The sequence below is a fragment of the Sneathiella aquimaris genome (assembly GCF_026409565.1).
Taxonomy (GTDB): Bacteria; Pseudomonadota; Alphaproteobacteria; order Sneathiellales; family Sneathiellaceae; genus Sneathiella; species Sneathiella aquimaris.
Map to the genome: position 1 here is coordinate 646,820 of NZ_CP112881.1, position 24,265 is coordinate 671,084.

The 24,265-nt window shown below is 48.1% G+C and carries 18 protein-coding genes; 10 read left to right on the top strand and 8 right to left on the bottom strand.

Features of this window, described 5'->3' with window-relative positions; all coding sequences use genetic code 11:
* The first annotated feature begins 83 nt into the window (after positions 1-83).
* Positions 84-1,268 carry an MFS transporter gene (locus OIR97_RS02925; RefSeq protein ID WP_169544212.1) on the top strand — a complete coding sequence of 395 codons (1,185 nt, stop codon included), beginning with the start codon at positions 84-86 and terminating at the stop codon, positions 1,266-1,268.
* Here OIR97_RS02925 and OIR97_RS02930 read toward each other — a convergent pair.
* Together OIR97_RS02930 and OIR97_RS02935 are read right to left on the bottom strand one after the other, a co-directional pair.
* Positions 1,265-2,071, bottom strand: coding sequence for a metallophosphoesterase family protein (locus OIR97_RS02930; RefSeq protein ID WP_169544213.1), 807 nt, complete (start codon positions 2,069-2,071; stop codon positions 1,265-1,267). The two genes, OIR97_RS02925 and OIR97_RS02930, sit on opposite strands and share 4 nt — an antisense overlap.
* A gap of 153 nt (positions 2,072-2,224) precedes the next feature.
* Positions 2,225-3,286, bottom strand: a complete 1,062-nt coding sequence (locus OIR97_RS02935; RefSeq protein WP_169544214.1) for a hypothetical protein — start codon at positions 3,284-3,286, stop codon at positions 2,225-2,227.
* A 274-nt stretch (positions 3,287-3,560) separates the two neighbouring features.
* Between OIR97_RS02935 and OIR97_RS02940 the strand changes: the two genes are divergently transcribed.
* Positions 3,561-5,369: an ABC transporter ATP-binding protein gene (locus OIR97_RS02940; protein ID WP_219821646.1), complete on the top strand. Its 1,809-nt coding sequence runs from the start codon at positions 3,561-3,563 to the stop codon at positions 5,367-5,369.
* 9 nt (positions 5,370-5,378) lie between these two features.
* Here the strand turns inward: OIR97_RS02940 and OIR97_RS02945 are convergent, their stop codons facing one another.
* Positions 5,379-6,320 (bottom strand): glycosyltransferase family 9 protein, encoded by a 942-nt coding sequence (locus OIR97_RS02945; protein WP_169544215.1) that lies wholly within the window; start codon positions 6,318-6,320, stop codon positions 5,379-5,381.
* A 199-nt stretch (positions 6,321-6,519) separates the two neighbouring features.
* On the opposite strand from OIR97_RS02945, the gene OIR97_RS02950 reads away from it, so the two are divergent.
* From OIR97_RS02950 to OIR97_RS02965, 3 genes are all read left to right on the top strand, one after another.
* Entirely contained in the window at positions 6,520-7,047 is a 528-nt protein-coding gene (locus OIR97_RS02950; RefSeq protein ID WP_169544216.1) for a peroxiredoxin-like family protein, read from the top strand.
* 404 nt (positions 7,048-7,451) lie between these two features.
* Positions 7,452-7,973: a cold-shock protein gene (locus OIR97_RS18760; protein WP_343052788.1), complete on the top strand. Its 522-nt coding sequence runs from the start codon at positions 7,452-7,454 to the stop codon at positions 7,971-7,973.
* 178 nt (positions 7,974-8,151) lie between these two features.
* Entirely contained in the window at positions 8,152-9,336 is a 1,185-nt protein-coding gene (locus OIR97_RS02965; protein ID WP_169544217.1) for a CaiB/BaiF CoA transferase family protein, read from the top strand.
* 19 nt (positions 9,337-9,355) lie between these two features.
* Here the strand turns inward: OIR97_RS02965 and OIR97_RS02970 are convergent, their stop codons facing one another.
* The gene (locus OIR97_RS02970) at positions 9,356-10,054 is read right to left on the bottom strand and encodes a glutamine amidotransferase-related protein (protein WP_169544218.1); all 699 of its coding nucleotides are present in this window, start codon (positions 10,052-10,054) and stop codon (positions 9,356-9,358) included.
* A 32-nt stretch (positions 10,055-10,086) separates the two neighbouring features.
* Positions 10,087-10,848, bottom strand: a complete 762-nt coding sequence (locus OIR97_RS02975; protein WP_169544219.1) for an SDR family oxidoreductase — start codon at positions 10,846-10,848, stop codon at positions 10,087-10,089.
* A gap of 154 nt (positions 10,849-11,002) precedes the next feature.
* Here OIR97_RS02975 and OIR97_RS02980 point away from each other — a divergent pair, with 154 nt between their 5' ends.
* Positions 11,003-11,713, top strand: a complete 711-nt coding sequence (locus OIR97_RS02980; RefSeq protein WP_169544220.1) for a hypothetical protein — start codon at positions 11,003-11,005, stop codon at positions 11,711-11,713.
* A 131-nt stretch (positions 11,714-11,844) separates the two neighbouring features.
* Positions 11,845-12,171, top strand: a complete 327-nt coding sequence (locus OIR97_RS02985; protein ID WP_169544221.1) for a GcrA family cell cycle regulator — start codon at positions 11,845-11,847, stop codon at positions 12,169-12,171.
* A 13-nt stretch (positions 12,172-12,184) separates the two neighbouring features.
* Here the strand turns inward: OIR97_RS02985 and OIR97_RS02990 are convergent, their stop codons facing one another.
* Together OIR97_RS02990 and OIR97_RS02995 are read right to left on the bottom strand one after the other, a co-directional pair.
* Complete coding sequence (locus OIR97_RS02990) at positions 12,185-14,206, bottom strand: tetratricopeptide repeat protein (RefSeq protein WP_169544222.1); 2,022 nt, start codon at positions 14,204-14,206, stop codon at positions 12,185-12,187.
* Between the two features lie 73 nt (positions 14,207-14,279).
* A complete protein-coding gene (locus tag OIR97_RS02995; RefSeq protein WP_267177784.1) occupies positions 14,280-14,618 on the bottom strand; it encodes a DOPA 4,5-dioxygenase family protein in 339 nt (112 codons plus the stop codon).
* 411 nt (positions 14,619-15,029) lie between these two features.
* Between OIR97_RS02995 and OIR97_RS03000 the strand changes: the two genes are divergently transcribed.
* On the top strand, positions 15,030-15,707 hold the full coding sequence (locus OIR97_RS03000) for a hypothetical protein (protein ID WP_169544223.1): 678 nt from the start codon (positions 15,030-15,032) through the stop codon (positions 15,705-15,707).
* 145 nt (positions 15,708-15,852) lie between these two features.
* Entirely contained in the window at positions 15,853-16,713 is an 861-nt protein-coding gene (locus OIR97_RS03005) for a crotonase/enoyl-CoA hydratase family protein (protein WP_169544224.1), read from the top strand.
* Between the two features lie 44 nt (positions 16,714-16,757).
* On the opposite strand, the gene OIR97_RS03010 is transcribed toward OIR97_RS03005, so the two are convergent.
* Positions 16,758-17,399, bottom strand: coding sequence for a hypothetical protein (locus OIR97_RS03010; protein ID WP_169544225.1), 642 nt, complete (start codon positions 17,397-17,399; stop codon positions 16,758-16,760).
* Positions 17,400-18,093: 694 nt separating this feature from the next.
* On the opposite strand from OIR97_RS03010, the gene OIR97_RS03015 reads away from it, so the two are divergent.
* On the top strand, positions 18,094-24,228 hold the full coding sequence (locus OIR97_RS03015) for a VCBS domain-containing protein (RefSeq protein ID WP_323373291.1): 6,135 nt from the start codon (positions 18,094-18,096) through the stop codon (positions 24,226-24,228).
* Positions 24,229-24,265 lie beyond the last annotated feature (37 nt).

Sequence of the window (24,265 nt, forward strand, 5' to 3'; positions counted from 1 at the left end):
AAGGAATGTAAATAAAAAACTATCTTCTGGTCTCACTTGCCGGAATTCAGTACTCTTTCACTCCTTTCTAATTCGGATTTTTCATGACGTCAGTCCCTTATTCCCCCAAGTCTGCCGAGCTTCGCCTGACGGGTTACTACTCAGCGTTTTTTGCTGTTTACGGGATCGCGATTCCGCTTTGGCCGCGCTGGCTTGAAGGTCAGGTTTCGCTGGAAAATGTCGGGTTAGTTCTGGGCCTTTCCTACTGGCTGAAATTGATTGTCGTACCCGTTACGTCGTGGGTTGCGGATACGACAGGGGATCGCCGTCGGGTCATGATTGCTCTTGCCCTGATTGTTTTTATCGGATTGTTGATCCTGCCTCACATGAACGGCTGGGTTTCCTACCTTGTGATCTGGGGAATCGCTGGCGCGGCACTGTCTACGGGGATCCCTCTCTCTGATGGGTTGACCATGCGCCTTGTTCAGTTGCTTGACCTGGAATTTGGCACCGTTCGACGTTGGGGATCTGTCAGTTTTATGGCGGTGTCTTTAGGCGTTGGTGCGCTTGCTGACTGGGGCGGCTTGGATGCCATCTACTATTCTATTTTGGCGGCGTCCGTTCTTCTGCTGATTGCCGCCTATTTTACGCCGAGGATCTATACGAAGCCGGATCAGGGTAAGGCGCCCTTTTTTAAGCCCTTATCCTTGCCGAATTTTCCTTTATTCGTGGTAACCGTTGCTCTCCTTCTCTCTACGCACGCTGCGTTATATGGTTTCAGTGCGATCTACTGGAAGTCACTTGGATACTCCAATACCGTTATCACTATTCTATGGATCGTCGGCGTGATCGCTGAAATTTTCATGTTTAGTGTGTCCGGAAGGTTGATAAAGCGGTTCGGGGCCATGCTTATGATAATTGTTGCGGGGCTTGGGGGTGTTGTGCGGTGGACGCTTTTGGCTTACGCCACGGATCTTCCGGTTCTGGTTTTTGCGCAGCTCTTGCATGCTTTGACATTTGCCCTGCTCTATATGTCATTGATTGCCTATATGACGAAAAGGATCCCTCCCGCCATATCCGCTTCAGCGCAGGGTTTGTATGACAGTTTGTCCATGGGTGTTTTCTTCGGCATATTGACCATGCTCGCCGGTTACCTGTTTGAAATGGACCCCCAATACAGCTTTTTGCTGATGACAGGCTGCGCCCTGCTGGGGGTTGGTTTGGCCGTTATATTGCTTATCCGTGTTCGGTCGTATGAAAAGGGATTGGAACTGGATGAACACCGTTAGTCAAAAGGGCTGCTTTTGAAGTTTGTCGTTGTGCCACTTTCCAGAAATCTGACTTTATTATTTTCGAAAATAGCCGCCGTTATTTTCCCTTTTTTGCGATAACTCCCTGTATCGATACTGATTCTGTGAGGGGTTATTTCGGGTTTGAAACCGGACATGATGGTGTGCCCATGGACAACCATGAATTTTCGTTTCGGGCCGCTGTAATCAAGGAAGGGGGCTCTGATCCACATCAAATCCTCCTCATTCTGATCTTTAATGGATTTATCCATCCGTATTCCCGCATGCACAAAGAGCAGCGGTCCTTTCCGGTAAAGCAGGTCGAGTTTATTGTAAAATTTGGCGTGGGCTTTTGGAAAATGATCTCGCATCAAGGTCAGGCTTTGGTGAATGTCTTTTCCTTCAAGGGAAAACCCACAAAACCGCGCGTAGCTATACGCAGTTTCTTTCCCGCCATTTTTCCACCAAAGCTCGGCTCTTGTAAGATCGCCAGACAATGTTTCGATCATTAACTGTTCGTGATTGCCTTTCAGAAAAACCTCTCGGTGGTTCTGTTTCTTGGATTGTTTGCGCCGATCCGATAAATAGTTGATAACCTCAGCTGAAAGTGGCCCGCGATCCGCGAAATCCCCAAGAAAAACCATGGCTTCATCTTCAACAGGATTGTCTTCACGGTAACTGTCGACCTGTTCCATCAGGGTTGTCAGCCGGTCGATTTGCCCATGTATATCGCCGATTGCGATCACGCGCTGTGACGGTTCCAGTGCAACTCTGATCTTTTTTTTATCTGAAAATCCGAACATGTATCCTGTTATCCCACTGAAGTAGGCAATGTTGCATAACCGGGGGCGTTGGGCAAAATAAAAAGGGTGGCATTCCTGCCACCCTTGGGTCTGCTTGTCCTATGAACCCGCCAGGGAAAATAGAAGCCACAGCTGGTTTGTTCGTCTGAACCTTTAAAATTCGATGGCATAGGAAACCAGAAGCCCAAGGCCCTGGTTGTCGATGCTTCCTTCTTCAGCAAACCGCCAGCCACCGGCAATTCCGATTCCGTTTTCGAAAGTATAGCCAACGGAAAGATCAGCAACATAATCGTCTGCGTCTGTACCGCCTGTTTCTGTGTCCCGCCGTTGATACATGGCAGAGGCATTCCATGCACCATACTCAAAGCCCACCCCGGCAGACAGGTAATGGGCCGTATCCCCATCAATTCCGCCATTGTTATCCAGATACACATATTCAATAAGCGGTGTTGCAGAAATCGTGTCTGTTACGTTGAATTGATAGTCTGCGCCAGCGGCAAACCCATTTTGCCGATCCGTACCGTCGTCTCCTTCAGCCAAAGAGGAGAAACCCAGATGATACCGCAAGCCGTCTACAGCCGTAAAATTGCCATCCAGTGCAATCGCGAAAGAGTTCAGTTTTTCAGTATTGCCCGCCCCGCCGTCTTTTTTGTCGAGGGGGCCCCGGCTGTCACCAACAGAATCACTGAAGAAACTGGTATCTTTAAAGAAACTGCTGACAGAAGCGGTATGGTTGCCAGCCGCAGAAAAATTAAGCGCGCCGCCAAGACCGATCATTTCGGCAAGTTCGTAATCCTCACTTAGATCTGCGCCGTAAAGACCGGGTGCCGCGTCCCATGCAATCCCGAAATTCGGGGTAAATTTACCGGCATATAGTGAAAATAAGTCCGTATCGTAATTCACAGTCAGAATGTTGACATAGCCACCAATATCTTCAAATGCTCGGTCATCCGTTGCATCTTGAACGGGCTCTACAGTTGCTTCCAGATTAATGGAGAGAGTTTGGGTGAACCCAACCTTTGTTGACAAAACAACTGTTGGGTAAAGATCATTGATTTCTGAAGCCTTGTCATCAGAATCGTAGGTCCAGTCATTTTGCAGCTCAAGAGACAACTCGCCGGATATCGTCGGATAAGAAGGCGCCTCTTCGGCGGAAACGTTCAGGGAAAAACAAAGTGCCGGAAGCAGCGGAAGGGCCAGTTTTTTCATTGCCATATAGCTTTCTTTTTTTTGGGAGAGAGCGGGAGTTGTTAGCTCCAAGACGCGTCTTCATGGAAGTTGTGAAAGGTGATATCGCTTTTAAAAATCATTTGCAATAAGAATTGCGAATAATTCTTATTGTTATGAGGCGCGGTAATCAGTGGCGTTCCGGGTACACCGTTGTAAAAGTCAAAGGGTGTATTACGTAAAACATCTGTTCAGGGTGGCTGGTGAATGGTAAGCCTAGGCTCAAATATGTTGGAAGTTCCCTCCCCGTCGGAGTTAAAAATTGATTGATCAAGCGAAGTCGAAACAGGAAATGGCAGCTCAACCTGATCGACAGTCGGCAAGAATGTTGTATGGCCGTTTGCTGCGGGATTATGTGTCCCGCTACAAATTTAAGGTTATCGCCGCCATTTTCTTTATGATTTTGGGCGCAGCAACGACGGCGGCGACCGCCTTCCTGATGAAACCAATTGTCGACCGTGTCTTTCTGGAAAAAGATGAAAATACGGTTTTATATACGACCCTGTCGATTGTTGCCGTTTTTGCGGCGCGCGGTTTTGCGGCTTTCTGGCAAACCGTATTGATGAATTGGGTGGGCAGTAAGGTTGTTGCGGATATTCAATCAGATCTTTTCAGCAAGGTCGTGAACGCTGATCTGGCGTGGTTTCATGCCAATCCAACAGGGCAACTGATTTCCCGCTTTGTGTTCGACACAACGCTGCTTCGAACCGGGACGACACAAACCTTGATTGTTCTGACAAAAGACAGTCTGACCGCCATTTTTCTGGTGGGATCGCTTTTCTATTATGACTGGAAAATGGCGTTTTTCATTGTTGTTGTTCTACCGCCCTCAGCCCTTGCGATTAAACAACTGGGCCGGCGATCCCGAAAGGCGATTAAGAATAATCTTGAACAGACCGGGCATTTCAGTTCCTTTCTGGAGGAAGTCTTCCAGGGTATTCGCGTTGTTAAGGCCTATAGCCAGGAAGCCCAGACCCAAAAACATGGAGACGAGGTTATTGAGCGGCGTTTCAAGTATGATTTGAAGGCCATGCAGGTTCAGGCAACTGCGAACCCCATTGTGGAAAGTGTTTCCGGCGGTATTATTGCTGCCGTCATTTATTATGGCGCGAGTAGTGTAACCGCCGGCGAAACAACTCCTGGTACCTTCTTTGCCTTTATTACCGCAGTGATGCTCGCGTATCAGCCTATTAAGAGCGTGGCGAAAATTACGCCCCAGATGCAAAATGGTGTTGCCGCAGCAGAGCGCGTGTTTCACATGATGGACGTGGTGCATGAAGTCACTGAAAAAGAAGACGCCAAACCACTTGTCCTTGAAAAAGGCGAGGTGCAGTTTGATCACGTGACTTTTTCATATGGCGGAGAAGAAGCAATTTTGCGGGATCTTTCCTTGACACTTGAGGCAGGTAAACGGATCGCGTTGGTTGGGCCGTCTGGCGGTGGAAAGTCGACGATTATGAACCTCATTCCGCGCTTTTATGATGTTGCCGAAGGGCGCATTCTGATTGACGGTCAGGATACACGGGATGTTACTTTCCGGTCACTACGCGATAAAATTGCGTTGGTCAGTCAGGATATTTTCCTGTTCGATGATACGGTCCGGGCAAATATCGCCTATGGCGGTGTTGATGCCTCAGAAGAAGATATTGTTGCTGCAGCAAAGGATGCGGCTGCGCATGACTTTATTATGGCGTTGCCAGAAGGATATGACACGAAGGTTGGCGCCGATGGTGTCCGGCTATCAGGCGGGCAGAAGCAAAGAATTGCCATTGCCAGGGCCATGCTGAAAGATGCGCCTATCCTGCTTCTGGACGAAGCAACTTCGGCACTGGATACAGAGTCAGAGCGAAAGATACAGTCTGCCTTGACCCGATTGATGGAAGGGCGCACGTCCCTTGTTATTGCGCACCGGTTGTCGACTATTCTGGATGCTGATCGTATTTATGTGATTGTCGAGGGACGGGTCGCCGAATCCGGTACGCATGCTGAACTTCTGGAAATCAGTGGTGTCTATGCAGATCTTTACAACAAGCAATTCGAATCCGATAGTTCGATTGCCTCTGTCTCCTGACGAGGGTTGTTACTGACCAAGGCTGTTAAAAAACGCTTCGATTTCACGGCTGACCCGAGAGAGAGGAAGAACGTCGTTATCTCCACAAGGGGGGAGGTGAATAGGCTGTCCTTCCGGAATCCCTTTAATAAGAAGCGTGTGTTTTCCAGAGGGGCCATACACAACGGGTTTGCCGATTCCAAAAAGCCCGACTGTTGGAACGCCGACTGCAACAGCGCTGTGCATCAAACCGGAATCGTTTCCAACAAACAGACTGGCGTGAGACAGATAGCAGGCAGCCTCCAGCGGCGTTGTCTTTCCAACGAGGTTTATTATCTGGTCGGATGGCAGGCCTTCAACAACAGGCATCGCCTGTTTTTCTTCCCCAGGTGCCCCCAGAATGGCAATGCGAGCCCCGTTTAAAATACCTTTTTCGCCGGTTAGTGTTTTCGCCAGATTCAGGAAATTCTCGTGATGCCATTGCTTTTGATCGAAATTTGCTGTTGGCGCCAGCGCTAGAACTGGTCGTTTGTCTGTCTCTAATTTCAGCAGGAGGGCCGTTTTGGCAAGGTCTGCCGCCGATGGAATAATCAACGGAGGGATAGCATGGTCGACGCCAATAAGACGGGCATTCGCAACCGTTTTATGCACCGTGTCGTCTCCGCCAGTCCAGATATGCCGATGGCGAGCGGGCATGATGCTGAAGATGCTGCCTCTATAGTCGACGATGCGGTTCCAAAAATGTGGGCCTGCCTTAATGGCGGCCTTGATCCAGTGACGGTTATATTTTTCTTTTCGCAACGTTATAACGCGTTCAACCTGTGGGATGGCTGCGAAAATATCGGCTGGAATTGTTCCGCAAATCACCGTTACCGGTATGTCAGGTTCCTGCTTGATCAGGTGATGCAATATTCCTGTCGTCAGAACAGCGTCGCCCAAACGGTTGGACGTGACAAACAGATTACGTTTCATGATTACCCTTAATATATCAAGCAGACGATTTATTCTGTTCTTACCGGAAAAATGACAGAGAACCCACTTATTTTTAGGAACAGCCTGCCTGCACATGTCCGTGAAGCGTACCGGATTATCTTGAAATCTTCGTTTGCAACGATCATTATATTGGAACGATCATTCAAATTAAACAATCCGTATCGTTACAGGAGAAAAAATGTCCTCACATAAACTTGCCGCAGGAAGCCCCTTTCCTGTCATTACAGTGCCATCGGTAAATGGTGAACAGATGTCAGTTGGTGCCCCAAATGATAAAGATCGCTGGACCCTGGTTGTCGTCTATCGGGGACGTCATTGTCCTCTCTGTGTAAAATATTTGGACAGTCTGGAGTCACTATTGTCGGATTTTGATGCCGTAAATACAGATGTTGTCGCCGTTTCGGGGGATGGTCTTGAAAAAGCCAAAGAGCAGGTTAAACTGGGTAATCTTACACTTCCACTGGCCTATGATCTTAGTATTGAGCAAATGAAGTCCCTGGGCCTGTATATTTCCAACCCGCGCTCTCCGGAAGAAACTGATCAGCCATTTCCCGAGCCAGGATTGTTTGTAATCAGACCGGACGGCACTATTCAAATTCTCGACATTTCAAATGCCCCTTTTTCCCGCCCGGACCTGAGTTCGATCTTAAGGGGCATCACTTTCATTCAGGAAAAAGGGTATCCTGTGCGCGGTACATACTCGTAAACCGAGCAAACTGTGACTTAATTGTTACTTTTCTTTCTATCGATCCTGTCAGTTTCGCAAAAAAAGAATTGGTTCAGTTCTTTTATGGTAGACGATTTTTAGCCTACTTACGCGTGTTTTTGAATCATTTTTCGAGAGGCAGCTGACATTCTGAGCAAGGCCGCAAAGTCTTTTGCAGCCTTGTTTTTTGCCCGTTGTCATAAAAATGTTGGGGTGTCTGTTTATTCGTATATGAAGAACATTGAAATGTTTGGTGTTTTTTCAATACTGTGTTTAGGTTAGAAAAGTGGGGGTTTTTCTGATGGTTTCACAAAAATGTGACAACAAAATAATGAAGCGTTCTTTCATTTTCTGCTGGCATATTTTGAAAACAGATGAAAAATGAGTGCGTGTAGGATGGTAAAGTGTTGATCGGTAGTCGGGGACTGGGTGCGATGCAAGAGAATAGTACAGTACAATCGAGTGTAGAAATACGTGATAGTATCGAATGCAAGGTAAAGTGGTTCAATACGGCGAAGGGCTTTGGCTTTGTAGAGCCGCTGGATGGCTCGGGCGACGCATTTGTTCATATATCCGTTTTACAGCATAACGGATTGCAGGGGTTACCGGAAGGGGCGCCAATCATTTGCGATCTTGCTGCGGGGGTACGGGGGCAACAGGTTCAAAAAATTGTGGACCTTGGACCAGCACCAGTTCTGGACCGGACGGATAGTGACTCCGAACTGATAGAGGGTATTGTCAAATTCTTTAACACAGAGAAAGGATTTGGTTTTGTGACCCCAATGGATGCCAGCCGAGATATTTTTGTGCATATGAAGGCACTTGAAAAATCGGGGCTCGGTATGTTGGAGGCTGGCCAGCAGGTTCGATTAAACGTCAAGGACGGTGAAAAAGGTCCACTTGCCGAGGGTGTTGAGCTCCTTTAAGCAGGAGACTTCTTACGCCATACGGTTTTACGGAAGAGTCCCGCACAGGTAGGCGGGGCTTTTTTGTGTTTTAAGTCCCGTTGGTTTAGAAGCTTGCCAAGTGCTGCTTGAATAGGGCACTCTTATCCAACACGGGAAAACCCTGAAAAAATAAGAAATAACAATCAGGAGAAAAGTAATGTCAGGCGTATTATCAGGCATTCGAGTATTAGACTTTGGTCGCTATATTGCTGGCCCTTACTGTGCAACAATCATGGGCCAGTTAGGGGCAGAGGTCATTCGTATCGAAAAGCTGGCGGGAAGTGAAGATCGATATATGACACCCCTTACCGAATCCGGGGAAGGCGGTCTCTTATTTCAAATAGCCCATGACAAAATGGGAATGACGCTTAACCCAATGAAACCCGAAGGGCGCGAAATTGTGGAGAGGCTGGTTAAAACCGCGGATGTGGTGGTTGCCAATCTCCCGGTTGATACTCTGGAAACCATGGGGCTGGATTATGAAAGCCTGAAAGCGATTAAAGAAGACATCATTCTGACCCATCCCTCTGCTTTTGGAGATGTTGGGCCATACGCAAATAAAGTAGGTTTTGATGGGATCGGGCAGGCGATGTCGGGCGCGATGTATATGTCCGGTGACGGTCATGAGCCACGCAAACTGTATGGTCCGTGGGTCGATTTTTCTACCGCGATGATCAGTTGTATTGGCACGCTCGCAGCATTGATGCATCGGAATGCGACCGGTGAGGGACAGGTTGTTGGGACTTCCTTGTTTGGATCGTCCATTTTGATTTCCGGGGTGACCCTGATGGAACAGGCCATGCTGGATCTCAATCGCGTTGGAACCTCAAATAGGGCTCAGGGTGCGGGGCCGGCTGATACATTTCAAACAAAAGATGGCTGGGTTTTGGTACAGTCCATTGGCCGGCCACTTTTCGAGCGCTGGGTGAAGTTGATGGGCGAAGATCACTGGTTGGAAGATCCACGTTTTGAGACGGATCAGGGCCGGGGCGATAATAATGAAATCCTGTCGGAACGAATGGCAAAATGGTGTATTGAGCGCACGACCGAAGAAGCGTTGGAGCAGATGGCTGCCGTGCGACTTCCTTGTGGTCCGGTTCTGTCCCCGCAACAGGTGTTGGAAGATCCGCATTTGAAAGCGATGGGATTGTTGAAAGAGATTAACTATCCCAACGCAGATAAGCCGATCCCGGTTGCAGATTTCCCGGTTAAAATGTCCAAGTCAGATACGTCCATCAAGAAACGTCCACCTACACTGGGTGAACACACGGACGAATTGATGGAGAGTCTGGGTTATTCAAAAGACGAAATTACCGCCTTGAAAGAAAAGCGGGTTATTTGATGCTGGACGGGCCTGTCTCTTAGGAAGCAGGTCCGATCCACTGGTTTAGAAAATTATCCAGCCATACTCTTAATGTGTCATCATGTTCGGCGCGGTCTGCCAGTTGCTCTTCTGCGGATTGTGCCCCGGGTTCCACCAGCATGTGACTTGCCTTGTCCAGCCAGCGACGGTTCATGGCTTCCGTTACTTCCGGGTGGAACTGAATACCAAACGCGTTTGTTCCATATTGAAAAGCCTGATTGGCAAATTCCGGGCTGGTCGCTAACAGTTCGCACGCCTTCGGCAGGTCGAACCCCTCTTTATGCCATTGGAACGCTTTCATGGGGCTGGGAAAGAGCGGGTGGCCTTCCTGCGTGGGGTGCACTGGATGGTAGCCAATTTCCATATAACCGTCCGGGTGCCGGTCCACGGCCGCGCCAAGACTGCGGGCCATTATCTGAGCCCCCAGGCATATCCCGAAGTAGGGTTTCTCGGCATTCAGCACTCGGTCAACATACCGTGTTTCCTGAAGAATATAGTCCTCATGGTCATCATTTGCACTCATCGGACCGCCAAAGACAACAGTGGCCTTATGTTCTGAAACATCGTCAGGTAACGTATGGCCAATGGCCGGGATACGCATATCCAGTTCATATCCGAGGGTTCGAAGTGCTTCGCCCACCCGACCGGGGTCAGAGCGGGCTTGGTGAAGAATTAATAGGATTTTATTGGAGGACATCCGTGACTCAATACAAAACAATAAACTGAAAATTACATCGCACTGATGCCGCCATCAAGGACCAGTTCCGCTCCGGTCATAAAACGGGATTCATCTGATGCTAGATATAAGACACCGTAAGCAATATCATCCGGTTCGCCTATATGTCCAATTGGAACCTGACGGGACAGCTTGGCGATACCATCTTCTGCACCATGGCGGGCAAACATGGAATCCAGAATTGGCGTTCTGACAAATGTCGGATGAACAGAATTACAGCGAATGCCGTTTTTCTTTTTGGCGCAGTGCAATGCGACAGATTTACTTAGATGCCGGACACCCGACTTGGCGGAATTATAGGCGGCCATATTATGGCCTGCAATAATACCAGCAATACTGGAGATATTTACAATCGATCCGAGGCCGTCTGTCTTTTCCATATGGGCAATGGCGTATTTACATCCTAAAAACACGGAATCAAGGTCGATTTCGTGAACCCGTTTCCAAGTGGCGAAATCTGTGCTTTCCACATCAGAACCATCCCCAATGCCCGCATTGTTGACAAGAATGTTCAGCCCGCCAAAATGGTCGACAGTCTGTTGCAAAACATCCTGCCATCTTTGTTCATCAGTTACATCATGTTGAAGAGCAAGAGCTGCCTCACCGATCAAGGAGGCGGTTTCTCGGGCGCTTTCTTCATTAATATCGGTAACGGCTACTTTTGCGCCTTCCTTCGCCAGCATAATAGAAATCGCGCGGCCCAACCCGCTTCCGGCACCTGTTACCAAAGCAATTTTATTGTTCACTCTTCCCATTGAAAATTTCCTGTTGTTTTGTTCCAGTGTGTCTGGAATGCTTTTTATTTAGGGTAAATCTGTGATGAAAGGCAGTTTAACGCTGTCGAAACTGGACACAAGTGAATTACTGTATAAAACATGTTTTGTTTTCTAATGACTTTGTTTGGATAATATGAGTACGCACACTGTAAATCATGAGTTGCCTCAGTGGCTTTGGTTATGGCTTGTCGTTTTCCTTCTTGCCATTCAATTTGCCGCCCGGTTTGTTTCCCCTGAATTTTCCGCCATGTATATGGAAGGTGAATATGGGTTGATGGAAAACCTGACGGTTGTCATTCTCGCCATTGCGCTGTTTATAGGGATCAGTATTTTAAAAAATCACAAGGTCCTGCGGTCGTCCTATCTGACAGCCTGGTATGGCCTTTTGGTCCTTGGGTGCCTTTACTTTGCAGGGGAAGAGGCAAGCTGGGGTCAGCATTGGCTCGGCTGGGAGACACCGGACGATTTCAGGAAACTAAACGATCAGGAAGAAACCAACCTGCATAACATGTCTTCTTGGTTGGATCAAAAACCCCGGACCCTTATTGAAATAGCGGCCATCATTGGCGGGATCATAATGCCCGTATACTGGCGAATAAAAGATGGTTTTCCGAAAGCCGGGACTTGGCAAGCTTACTTCTGGCCGACTTGGGTTTGTGTGCCAGTGTCGATCATTATTGGAACAATCAAGCTTCCGGATCGCCTGATCGGTTCTGAAAATATTCCAAATCCATTTGATCTGAATGTGAGTGAAGCCCAAGAGGTTTTTGTGGCAATGGCATTTTTGATATATTTTTCTTCGGTAGCGGTTAGAATGAAGCGTCAAAAGCGCGATTTGATGTAATTGAGCCCGAGAAACCTGATATCGGTAGACTCTTTGAATTTACAGCGATATATCAGGAGCGGGCGGCAGACATGCCGCTTAAAATTTATTAAAGATGAGTCGCAGGGCGTTGACGCTGAAAGAGACTGGATATGAGCTGGACTGAAGAACGCATTGAAAAACTGAGAAAACTTTGGGGATCAGGCAAAACGGCTGCTGAGATTGCTGAAGAATTAGGTGATGTTACCCGCAATGCTGTGATTGGTAAGGCAAACCGTCTTGGTCTTTCTGCAAAAGCCACTCCGGCTGCGGCACCAAAGCCAAAGAAAAAAGTTGTTCCGGCACATCGTGCCTGCCAATGGCCGATCGGACATCCAGGAGAGGCGGACTTTCATTTTTGCGGAGATGAGTCTGTGCCAAGCAAGCCCTATTGCCTGAAGCATTGCAACATGGCCTACCAGTCTAAAGACAATAACTAAACATTGTTTGTGATCACTGAATGATAATGCCCAGCTTGTCTTTATCATTCAGATACTGATATTTGATTTTGGCGTTCAGTTGTTTCTCTTTAGAAATCATCCGGCCTCTATTGTCTCTTTCATACAGATAGCCGACAGCCCAGGCTGATATAGGTCGGCCGAGATTATCCTTTTCTGCAATCAATGCCCCATGACGTGAGAATTCTGACGTGCCGCTTTTGCGTCTCCGTGTCCATCCCGTCAGTCGCCCCTGATCATCATAATGATAGTCGTCCCGCCAGTCCCTTTTTGGGAAAATCCGGGGGTCTAAATAGGTTTTTTGATCGTTTCTGTGATCGATCGCCAATAATTTTCCGTTCGGATCATAGTGTCGTTTCTGGATGACCGGGTAAAAAAGATTGATGAAAGATGGGGCCGACATGTGGGTGCCGTTGTTGGCAAATACACCAATTTCCACACGACTGCTTCTGAGGTCACTCTGGATGGGGGATCGAAATGGCTCGTGCCATTTTACGGTTATTTCAGCCTGGCTCGCGGATGAGTTTGTAGGTGTGATTTTGATTTTATCAGGGTCGCCCTGCAAAATGACCCATTTGTAACTTACCGATTGTCCCTCTGGAACCCGGGTGCTGGCAGCATCAACAGTTATTTTTTTCTCGAATGCCGTTGTTCTGACGATCCGTGAAATGCTGGCTGGCGTATCAAACAGTTTTTCAGGAAGTTGTCGCATAAACTCATCCCAGCCTTTTCTGGGTTCTGTTTCCTCTTTTACAGAAAGCACGACAAGGGGCGGGATGTCGTCATAAGTCAGGTCATTCGCTAACTGAACCATTTTCAGGGGATCCAGTAGATCCCCATCAAATACAACGGGATGGGCTCGGTGGCTTAGGTAGTCCGCTTCTGATTGCACTGTTTTCAACCCTTGCCGAAAAACCATCTGGACCGTTGGCATAAGCCGCCTGTCTTTGATAAGAGCGTCTTTTACATCTGGTTTTAACGCCGCCAGAATGGCCGCGATCGCACGCAGGTGGGGCTGGTCAGAGCCAGACTTTCCTTTGGAAATTATCAGGTAAGGGCTGTTCGCCGGATACAGGTCGCCGTTCTTCTTTTTGAAGTCACCGACGGCCGGATAGACGTAAAGGTGGTTGTTTATATATTGCAAGAATAAGCGCGCAGGGTCACCACCCGTGGTGTAGGCTAATCGCGCAAGGCTTCTCCAGTAGGGTCCACTATTCAAGGCGGTAGACGAATTCCCAAAGGTCGGTGCATTGAACAGGATCGATGCGTTTAATCCAAAATCAATGTTGTTCTGTTGAGCTGCTTGATCGTAGGCGGTCAAAGCAAGCTGTGGAAATTCTTTAGCGTTCAGGTATGAATGTCTGCGGTCACGGTTGTCGTAAATATCGCCAGCGTTGCCTGCGCCGCGTCCGGATCTGAATAGCTGATTTAGCTGGGCCGCGACGTCTGATTTATTGTTCTGGACAGTGGCCGGAGCTACTTTTCGGCTATTGAACTGAAAGGACGATCGCAACATCCCGATCCGTCTTTCCCATCTTGTATTCTCAGATGTAACCTTCGCCAGGCCGTTTTCGATTTTTGATGCTTTTACCGCGGGCCGTTGCACAGAAGTCTGTGCAAGCAGCTTTTCAACAATTTTCTGAAACCGGTCATCTTTTCGAAGATTGGTAAGGTTCGGGTCTTTATAGAGCGCTTGTTTGTTGTCGAACCCCATTAAAACCGCGGTATCCAGGGCCGTGAAGGCTTCATCCAACCGTCCCTGAATAGCCAATAGGGAAGCTTTCAGATAATGGCTTTCCATATGCCACGGGTATTTTTCTGTCAGATTGTTTAGTCCGGCTTCCGCATTTTCAAACCGTTTGTTGGTCAGGGCGGCAATGACAGCCTGTAACTGTTTGGCAATAACGGGGATTGCAAATTCATCCCGTTTTGGCGGCGCCGACTGGTTGGTCGATTGCTGCGCAATTGCAAAATCTGACAGTAAAGAGCCAGTTAGCAGAAGGCCGACGGCAAGCATGCGATAAGGGGATCTTCGGTTTTTAAACATCTTTGGATTATAGCGCGATCAACTTGGTGCTGAGTAGTAAAATCTATAATTTGCGATAATCCAGATTTTTTGGTTTCCCTAGCCAGATTGCAAGGGTGGTATGGTCTTCCAGATCATTACCGGTCTCGGGATGGACAAGGATATCGAGCGGGCCGCGATTTAGGTTTAACCAAGGAACGACCTGTCCAAATTCTTCCGTACTTATAATTACTTGAAACATCGCGCTGGGATGTGGACCGACGGGATGATCATGCCAGCGCCCAAGGATGACTGAAAATTGTCGTTTCATGTCTTCGCGTATTTGCTCAGCATGCGGACGGGAGTCCGCGGTATAGTAAATATGGGCGTGATATCCAGTGATATCGGAAAGCGGCCTGGTCAAGTGCAATTCTCCGTTAAAAGGTTCGTCAGCGTGTCGCGCAGGTTTGCAGCTACGATATACCTGTTCAAGGTAAATTTAAAGAAATGTGATCGACATTACTGTTCAGTGTCGTGTCTCTTGCGGCGGCGCTGATTCTTCAGGGACACATGGAGAAATTGATCTAGGTTGAGGAAACTACGCTTATGGTTAATTAATTTACATTAATTTTGAAATTTATACCCAATCTGGGGGGCAGTGTGGGGAATACCACTAAAATCTTATTTACAGTTTGACAGCAATCGGGCTCTCAATAGTATTGTATTAATGTTTTGTTAATAAATGCGCATTCTCCGGTGTTGAGGATGTTGCATGGGGTTTGTTTAATACAGGCTTACCAGAGGGTACTGGGTGCTTACAGCGAAAGAGGGCCAAATGAAAAAATTAAATAAGATACTCACTGCAGCGGCGTCAGGACTCGTTCTGGCCTTGGTGTCTGTTGCTCCAGCGCATGCGTTGCTGGTTGGGGTTTCAAATTCTCAATCAACTTTAGACAATATCGCCACCGGTGCGTTTGCCGAAATTCTGGATCCTAATAATCCCGTTCAGGTCGCGAACTCAACTGTTTCTAATCTAGCACAACAGGGATTTACCGAACAACGCGGTGTTCTGTTGACCTCTGCGTTGGATGTTGATGGTGGCAGCGTTGCTGCGGGCAATCGCGTTGATAGTCATATGATCTTTCTTAATAAATCTGATCAAACATCAGGAACGTTGAGAAGTCTCGGTGTGACTTGGGAATTTGACGGTCAGATCTTGGGCGTGATGTCGGATGCTGGCGGCTTAAAAGAAGCAGCCTCGAATGCACTGCTGGGCGCGACGAGTACAACCTATCCTGGAGCTTTTGGGAATCGGGGTATGGAAGGTGCTGACAATTATTTTATGCTCGGGAATTTGCTAACAGTTGATATGCTGGTAACTCAGCCAGGTGACTGGATCCGCGTTGTGACTGTGTCCGCAGTTCCGCTTCCTGCAGCGCTTCCTTTATACGGCGCTGGTGTGGCTCTTATGGGCTTCCTGGGGTGGCGTAAACGTCGGAAGGCTGCTGCCTGACGGATTAAGAAATTCAGAAAAACGGCGGCTTTTCAGTCGCCGTTTTTTTTGTTCGCGATCTTGCGGGATAGCATGAGTTCCGGCAAAGTGAGACTGCTATAAAAAACATCCAAATACTTTTGGACATAATAATAAGGAAGAATGCATGTCTTACGAACAGATTACTTATGAAACGGAAGGTCCTCTTCTGATCATTACTTTGAACCGCCCGGACAAAATGAACGCCTTCACACATGTTATGCGCGATGAACTGATCGATGCTTTTGATCGGGCCGACGCAGATGATGAGGTGCGGGCTGTTATCGTCACCGGTGCAGGACGGGCCTTTTGTGCAGGGGCTGATTTGTCCGCGGGTAAAGAAACGTTCGATTACAAGGCAAGAGGGCTTTCCGATGGGACTGAAATTCGCCGAGATGGTGGGGGGCAAGTGACTTTGCGGATGTTCCAGTGCAAAAAGCCGATTATCGGGGCGATCAATGGGGCCGCTGTTGGTATCGGGGCCACTATGACCCTGCCGATGGATATTCGTATCGCTTCTGAAGAAGCCCGCTTCGGCTTTGTTTTTTCTCGCCGCGGGATTGTTCCGGAAGCGTGCAGTAGCTGGTTCCTTCCAAGGCTGGTCGGGATATCACAAGCGCTGGACTGGGTCTATTCAGGACGGGTTTTTCCTGCTCAGGAAGCCTTGGAGGCCAAATTGGTCAAGTCGCTTCATCCGACGGAAAGTTTGCTGGCCACAGCAAAAGAGATTGCCATGGGATTTGTTGAGCAAACGTCAGCCGTATCGATTGCCTTAAGCCGTCAGATGATGTGGCGCATGCTGGGGGCTGATCATCCAATGGAGGCGCATAAGGTGGATAGCCGAGGTATCTTTTTTATGGGACAAAGTCCGGACGTCGCAGAAGGGGTAACTTCTTTTCTGGAAAAAAGACCGGCGAAGTTTTCTATGAAACCTTCACAAGATATGCCGTCCTATTATCCGTGGTGGGAAGAGCCAGAGTTTAAATAAACTCGAAATAAAAGGGAGCTCAATGGCTCCCTTTTGTCATTCTATCAAACTTGGTTCTTCCGCCGTCCGAGCCAGCCCAGGCCGAGCAGGGCTCCACCAAAGAGCAGTACGGCAGGGGGGAGAGGGACAACCGAAATGCGAATTGCCATGTCATCAAAGTCATGATCGCCTGCACCGTCACCAAATAAGGCAATGATCGACCGTCCATCATTTGAAAGGGCTGAAAAGGCAATCGCAAGTGGGTTGTCAATGTTGCCGTTTTCAGCTTCCTGTCCGCCGCCTCCGGAGGTGGTGAATTTGAAAGGTAACAAACCGTTTGCATTCGGGGTCAGGGAAACCGTGACACTGTTTGTGCCGGGCAGGTCAGAATCTGTGCTGAACAGAATGCCAAATCCAGCCAGTTCGATCGCCTTGTTGATATATCCGGCTTCTTTTCCCAAGTAATCAAACCGGACAGTTGCAGGGCCCGACAAAGCCAGTCCTTCATTTGTGTTTGTGCTGTCAAACACAGTGACCTGATCTACATTGGCTTGCAAACCTGTCAGTTGCAAATGTGATGCGCCGCTGAAATTCGACGGCAAAGTAACGCCTGACTGTCCGCCAACTAACGAAAGCGTAGCGGCGTGAGCTGCCATTGGCGTCAAAAGCGCAAATGTGATTGCAATAATTTTAATCAACTGTTTCATCAACCAGTACTCCGATATTAGAACTGTCGGGCGTACCCCCGAAAATCATTACTCGTTTATTCTCATCCTGTTTTAGGGGAGCGACTGGTTCTGTGTCATCCCTCATTCGAAGGAAAATTTGCATAAAAGTTTCAATATTATAGTTAATTTTCTTAAGGGTTTCATGATTTTGCCAAATTTGCGCCTTGATTGGCGGCGAAAAGCAGTTTTTCGGGAAAGTGCGGATTATTCTTTTGTGATTTTTTTGCGGCAATTTTGCGGGCACCCGACATGCTTTTTGTGAGGGTGTTTTTGTTTATTCGGTTTTTCTTCAATTTCGCAAAGTGATGGATAGTAGAGAAGTTGGATTGCCGAAAAACATAAAAATAAATATCGACAATAGAAAATCCAGTTTTATAAAATTACGGCGTATTGATATGTTTATATTAGTCTAATTATTTGTATTTTGGATTATTTGTATCGTATTGTGAAGTAATAGTTGTACTTTTTATTACGGTTTTACTATCAAGTGAATTTTGAAACAATTTTATGTAATTTTTTTACTGATTATTTGACAAATATTGTTCAATTTTTTTAGCCAATATTTAAAACCGGTAACTAATTGTTTATCAATTGAGACTACCTTCCCCTGATATTGAGTTGATGTACATGCGCCTCCGATCTCGTCGGATAACGCTACAGGAGAATAAAAAAGATGAGTTCCACAATCACTGACACTGAAAACGGATTGCTAGAAAACGCGGCTTCTGATTTTGGCAGTTCGAAAAATTTTGGTCAGGATCCTTCTCTTAACGGGATGGATAGCTTTACAATAAGTGCCACTTTTGAGCTGGATACATTGTCAGGTGGAACGCAGGCCCTTGTATGGAACACACAGCAATATGGTCTCATTATCCATAATGACACGCTTTATGTTTATCTGCGTGGTACCGATGGGCGCATGGACGTTTTCCCCGTTGCAGACGCATTCGATAGCACTGGATGGCATGATGTTCAGGTTGTTGTTGATGATCAGTCCGGCACACTGGACATCTGGGTCGATGGCGAGAACTCCTACTCAGGCTCAAGCGAGAACATTCAGTTGGGCGGTACCCAGTATTCTGGCGTGACAGCAGGCGTAACTCCTTGGGGGCATCAGCTTCAGGGTCAGATCGCCGATGTTTCCATTACAGATGAAGCGTTGGAGATCGATGGAAGTCAGTCGATTTATGAGCGCATGTATGCAATGGACGAAGGTGATAACGCCTCTACGTTAGAAGCGGCGCCGACTGACCCGGACGGACCAGCAGAAAATACAGCTGCTGAAATTTCTGGTACAGATACAGGATCGGTCACGGAAGATGCCAGCCTGACCACAAGCGGCAAACTGAATGTATCCGATGCGGATGCGGGGGAAAGCAGCTTTCAGGCAGGCAGTCAGAACGGAGCCCATGGCACATTGTCCATCGATGCAGCTGGCAATTGGACTTATGTCGGCACTGATAGTGCGGCCATTCAGGCACTGGATGCGGGTGATGTTTTAACTGAAACCTTCACGGTCATGACAGCCGATGGCACAACTCAGGACATTACGGTTACCATCAACGGAACCGAAGATGCTGCTGAAATTTCTGGTACAGATACAGGATCGGTCACGGAAGATGCCAGCCTGACCACAAGCGGCAAACTGAATGTATCCGATGCGGATGCGGGGGAAAGCAGCTTTCAGGCAGGCAGTCAGAACGGAGCCCATGGCACATTGTCCATCGATGCAGCTGGCAATTGGACTTATGTCGGCACTGATAGTGCGGCCATTCAGGCACTGGATGCGGGTGATGTTTTAACTGAAACCTTCACGGTCATGACAGCCGATGGCACAACTCAGGACATTACGGTTACCATCAACGGAACCGAAGATGCTGCTGAAATTTCTGGTACAGATACAGGATCGGTCACAGAAGATGCCAGCCTGACCACAAGCGGCAAACTGAATGTATCCGATGCGGATGCGGGGGAAAGCAGCTTTCAGGCAGGCAGTCAGAACGGAGCCCATGGCACATTGTCCATCGATGCAGCTGGCAATTGGACTTATGTCGGCACTGATAGTGCGGCCATTCAGGCGCTGGATGCGGGTGATGTTTTAACTGAAACCTTCACGGTCATGACAGCCGATGGCACAACTCAGGACATTACGGTTACCATCAACGGAACCGAAGATGCTGCTGAAATTTCTGGTACAGATACAGGATCGGTCACAGAAGATGCCAGCCTGACCACAAGCGGCAAACTGAATGTATCCGATGCGGATGCGGGGGAAAGCAGCTTTCAGGCAGGCAGTCAGAACGGAGCCCATGGCACATTGTCCATCGATGCAGCTGGCAATTGGACTTATGTCGGCACTGATAGTGCGGCCATTCAGGCGCTGGATGCGGGTGATGTTTTAACTGAAACCTTCACGGTCATGACAGCCGATGGCACAACTCAGGACATTACGGTTACCATCAACGGAACCGAAGATGCTGCTGAAATTTCTGGTACAGATACAGGATCGGTCACAGAAGATGCCAGCCTGACCACAAGCGGCAAACTGAATGTATCCGATGCGGATGCAGGGGAAAGCAGCTTTCAGGCAGGCAGTCAGAACGGAGCCCATGGCACATTGTCCATCGATGCAGCTGGCAATTGGACTTATGTCGGCACTGATAGTGCGGCCATTCAGGCACTGGATGCGGGTGATGTTTTAACTGAAACCTTCACGGTCATGACAGCCGATGGCACAACTCAGGACATTACGGTTACCATCAACGGAACCGAAGATGCTGCTGAAATTTCTGGTACAGATACGGGATCGGTCACGGAAGATGCCAGCCTGACCACAAGCGGCAAACTGAATGTATCCGATGCGGATGCAGGGGAAAGCAGCTTTCAGGCAGGCAGTCAGAACGGAGCCCATGGCACATTGTCCATCGATGCAGCTGGCAATTGGACTTATGTCGGCACTGATAGTGCGGCCATTCAGGCACTGGATGCGGGTGATGTTTTAACTGAAACCTTCACGGTCATGACAGCCGATGGCACAACTCAGGACATTACGGTTACCATCAACGGAACCGAAGATGCTGCTGAAATTTCTGGTACAGATACGGGATCGGTCACGGAAGATGCCAGCCTGACCACAAGCGGCAAACTGAATGTATCCGATGCGGATGCAGGGGAAAGCAGCTTTCAGGCAGGCAGTCAGAACGGAGCCCATGGCACATTGTCCATCGATGCAGCTGGCAATTGGACTTATGTCGGCACTGATAGTGCGGCCATTCAGGCACTGGATGCGGGTGATGTTTTAACTGAAACCTTCACGGTCATGACAGCCGATGGCACAGAGCATACCGTTCAGGTGAACATCAACGGTGCTGATGAGGCGCCTGTTGTTGAGGTGCCGCAACAAACAGAGGAAGAACTTTTATCCGATGCAGCGGTTGAGTTCGGAGGCCCGCAGAATTTTGGTCGAGGTGCTGAACTCAATGGTATGGACAGCTTTACGATTAGTGCCACATTTGAGCTGGATACTCTCTCTGGCGGCACTCAGTCACTGGTCTGGAATACGCAGCAATATGGTCTGATCCTGAGTGGGGACAATTTATATGTTTACCTGCGCGATACGGGCGGCCGTATGGATGTTGCGGTAGTTGCGGATGCGTTTGATCAAACGGGATGGCATGACGTCCAGGTTGTTCTGGATAAAGCGGCGGGTTCTCTTAATGTTTATGTTGACGGGGCAGTCGCCTATACTGGATCGAGCGATGCGATCGCATTGACCAATGCGCCAAGCTCAGATGTTTTTGCCGGCCAAACCGAATGGGGACATCCTTTGCAGGGTCAACTTGCTGATGTCTCTATCGTCGGGGAAGCAATGGATGTCGACGGAAGCCAGACAACATATGAACGCATGTATGCGATGGATGAAGGGGATTTGGCCTCTCAACTGGCAGCGGTTGCACCAACTCCGGACCCAGAGCCAGAACCAACACCAGAAAATACAGCAGCCGAAATTTCGGGCGATACAGCCGCGCGCGTCGCGGAAGACGGAACGCTTGCCACTTCTGGAAAACTGAATGTAACAGATATAGATGCTGGCGAGAGCAATTTTCAGGCAGGGACACTGGCGGGCGCATATGGTGCGCTTGTCATTAGCGCCGATGGTAGTTGGAGCTATGCGGCGAATGACAGCGCGCAGATACAGGCCTTGGATGTCGGAGACACACTGACCGATACGTTTACGGTTCAATCTGCGGACGGGACCGAACAGACAGTAACAATCACGATCGATGGTGCTGAAGATGCCGCGGTTATTTCAGGCACAGATACTGGATCTGTGACCGAAGATGCCTCAATGAGCACCAGTGGCAAGTTGAATGTCAGCGATGCCGACCAGGGCGAAAGTTTTTTCCAGGCAGATGAATTGACCGGTGATTACGGTTCTTTCTCAATCGATACCAATGGAAACTGGAACTACACCGCGACAGACAGTGCGCAACTCCAAGCCCTTAATACCGGAGACAATGTTACTGAAAACTTCACCGTTTTGAGTGCCGATGGCACACAGCATACTGTGGATGTGACGGTAAATGGCGCAGATGAAGTGGTCGTTACCCCGCCAACAGGTGGCGGGGGTGGTCTTGAAATTGAGGTTGGCAGCATCGCTGAGCTCGTTGCGGCGATGGAAAATGCGGTAGGCGGAGAGACAATCAAGTTACGTCCAGGCGATTATGAGCCCTTCACATTAGACGGTTTTGTTTTCCCTGAAAACGTTACTCTTACGTCGGCCGATCCAAATAACCCGGCGCATTTAGAGAACCTCATTTTAAAGAATTCTACAAACATTACATTTGAGAATCTTACTTTCCATTCAGAAGATGCGCCTTACGGATCGTGGGGAGAGTTTCTATTTACAGTTACGCATAGCTCGAACATTGACATTAAGAACAATCACTTCGGCAATGACAGCCCTACGGCCCATGCAGACAATTTCATTGGTTTAACAGTAAAAAATTCTGATGGGATTGATGTAACAGATAATGAATTTACTAATCTTGGAAATGGCGCAGGTTTTAGTTATACGCAAAACCTGAATGTTTCGGATAACTATGTTCACAATGTTCGGTCTGATGGATTTGATTTCACAAGTGTTCAGCACGTTGAAGTTATAGGTAATACGATTAAGGATCTTTATCCTACAGGCGGAGATCATTCAGATAATATCCAGTTTACGGGTAATCGGAACATGCCTCCAAATACGGATATTGTTATTCGGGACAACGTAATTGTTCAGGGTGATGGTAATCCTGGGCAGGGTATTTTTATGAAAACTGATCCTGAATCGCCGTTCCAAAATGTAGTGATTGAAAACAACATTGTTTATCAGTCGGCTTACCATGGGATAACGGTTTATAATGCAGATGGATTGACCATTAACCAAAATACAGTCGTTTCACCGCCCGACACACAACTACCAGTCTGGATTAAGGTTTTTGACGTCCAGAACACTGTTGTTGAAAACAATATAACAAACACGATGGCTGTCGTTGGTGATGATTCGTCGGTTGAATTTATCAATAATATTTTGACTGAAACCAGCAATGCTACCGGTCTACTGCCCTATAGTGAAGTGTTTGCCAATGAACTTGTTCGTTTGACGTCAGACGTAGATGGGTTTTTGGTCAACTCTGAGTTTTCTGCAGGGGCTGAAGTCGCCGTATTTTTGGCGAATGACGAACCCCTGGCGGGCAACACTACGAATAATGACATAAGAGGAACCGAAGAAGCAGATATAATATACGGTTTCTCCGGAGAAGACACCTTGAATGGAGAGGGCGGTGACGACACTCTCTACGGCGGAAACGGTGATGATCAACTGATCGGTGGAAGCGGTGATGATGTTCTCGTTGGTGGAAACGGAGCTGACATTCTTGTGGGCGGAGAGGGGCAAGATCTCTTCTTATTCTCTGACAGAAAACAATCTGCTCCAGGAGAGCAAAACCGCGACAGCATTCAAGATTTCAATGCTACAGGAGAGGACAAAATCTCTCTCGAAGGACTAATTTCTGGAGAGTTTGATTTTATCGGAAGTGCAGAATTTAGCGCGCCTGCCTCTACCGAAAGCGTCGATGCTCAATTGACAAATATAGCGGGTGACTTCGGAGCTGGAGTTGTGAACCTTGGTTATGGGGATCAGTTTTTTGGCATGACAGATTTGACCGTGAGCGCCACCTTTGAATTGAACAGTTTATCAGGTGGAAAGCAGGCAGTTGTTTTCAATCATAAACAGTACGCTATCAAGGTTGTTAATGACGATATGCAGATCATGATGCGCAAAGTGGATGGTACTCAGGATACCATTAATATCGGCAATGTTTTAGGCGAAACTGGATGGCATGATACGCAGCTGGTTTTGGATAGCGGCGCTGGCACTTTAGAGTTATGGCTAGATGGCGCCGTTGTGTATTCAGGGTCAAGTGCAGGATACCAAATTGGCGAGGATGCCAGTCTTGATTTGACTGCTGGGGGATTGCTTTGGGGTGAAGAGCTCGACGGACAAGTTGCAGATGTCACTATTTTGGACAAGGTAATTGATTTCTCTGCGGAAAATACAGTGCTGGATCGCATGTATATGATTGACGAGTATGATGAGTTTATTGCAATCGACCGGACGACTGGAAACGGTCAGGCGCGTTTCGATGAAGAGACGCAAATGCTTTCCATTGACCTTGATGGTGACCTGGAAGCGGACATGGAAATGGAGCTGGTTGGTGTATCTCTTCAGGATCTCGATAATTCGGACTTTTTAATCTAGTATATTTTTATATATCCAGAATAAAGGGCAGTGTTCG

What these genes read in the sequence shown, in the direction of transcription:
- OIR97_RS02925 (WP_169544212.1), top strand. Translation starts at nt 84, where the DNA reads ATGACGTCAGTCCCTTATTCCCCCAAGTCTGCCGAGCTTCGCCTGACG.
- OIR97_RS02930 (WP_169544213.1), bottom strand. Translation starts at nt 2,071, where the DNA reads ATGTTCGGATTTTCAGATAAAAAAAAGATCAGAGTTGCACTGGAACCG.
- OIR97_RS02935 (WP_169544214.1), bottom strand. Translation starts at nt 3,286, where the DNA reads ATGGCAATGAAAAAACTGGCCCTTCCGCTGCTTCCGGCACTTTGTTTT.
- OIR97_RS02945 (WP_169544215.1), bottom strand. Translation starts at nt 6,320, where the DNA reads ATGAAACGTAATCTGTTTGTCACGTCCAACCGTTTGGGCGACGCTGTT.
- OIR97_RS02950 (WP_169544216.1), top strand. Translation starts at nt 6,520, where the DNA reads ATGTCCTCACATAAACTTGCCGCAGGAAGCCCCTTTCCTGTCATTACA.
- OIR97_RS02965 (WP_169544217.1), top strand. Translation starts at nt 8,152, where the DNA reads ATGTCAGGCGTATTATCAGGCATTCGAGTATTAGACTTTGGTCGCTAT.
- OIR97_RS02970 (WP_169544218.1), bottom strand. Translation starts at nt 10,054, where the DNA reads ATGTCCTCCAATAAAATCCTATTAATTCTTCACCAAGCCCGCTCTGAC.
- OIR97_RS02975 (WP_169544219.1), bottom strand. Translation starts at nt 10,848, where the DNA reads ATGGGAAGAGTGAACAATAAAATTGCTTTGGTAACAGGTGCCGGAAGC.
- OIR97_RS02980 (WP_169544220.1), top strand. Translation starts at nt 11,003, where the DNA reads ATGAGTACGCACACTGTAAATCATGAGTTGCCTCAGTGGCTTTGGTTA.
- OIR97_RS02985 (WP_169544221.1), top strand. Translation starts at nt 11,845, where the DNA reads ATGAGCTGGACTGAAGAACGCATTGAAAAACTGAGAAAACTTTGGGGA.
- OIR97_RS02990 (WP_169544222.1), bottom strand. Translation starts at nt 14,206, where the DNA reads ATGCTTGCCGTCGGCCTTCTGCTAACTGGCTCTTTACTGTCAGATTTT.
- OIR97_RS03000 (WP_169544223.1), top strand. Translation starts at nt 15,030, where the DNA reads ATGAAAAAATTAAATAAGATACTCACTGCAGCGGCGTCAGGACTCGTT.
- OIR97_RS03005 (WP_169544224.1), top strand. Translation starts at nt 15,853, where the DNA reads ATGTCTTACGAACAGATTACTTATGAAACGGAAGGTCCTCTTCTGATC.
- OIR97_RS03010 (WP_169544225.1), bottom strand. Translation starts at nt 17,399, where the DNA reads ATGAAACAGTTGATTAAAATTATTGCAATCACATTTGCGCTTTTGACG.
- OIR97_RS03015 (WP_323373291.1), top strand. Translation starts at nt 18,094, where the DNA reads ATGAGTTCCACAATCACTGACACTGAAAACGGATTGCTAGAAAACGCG.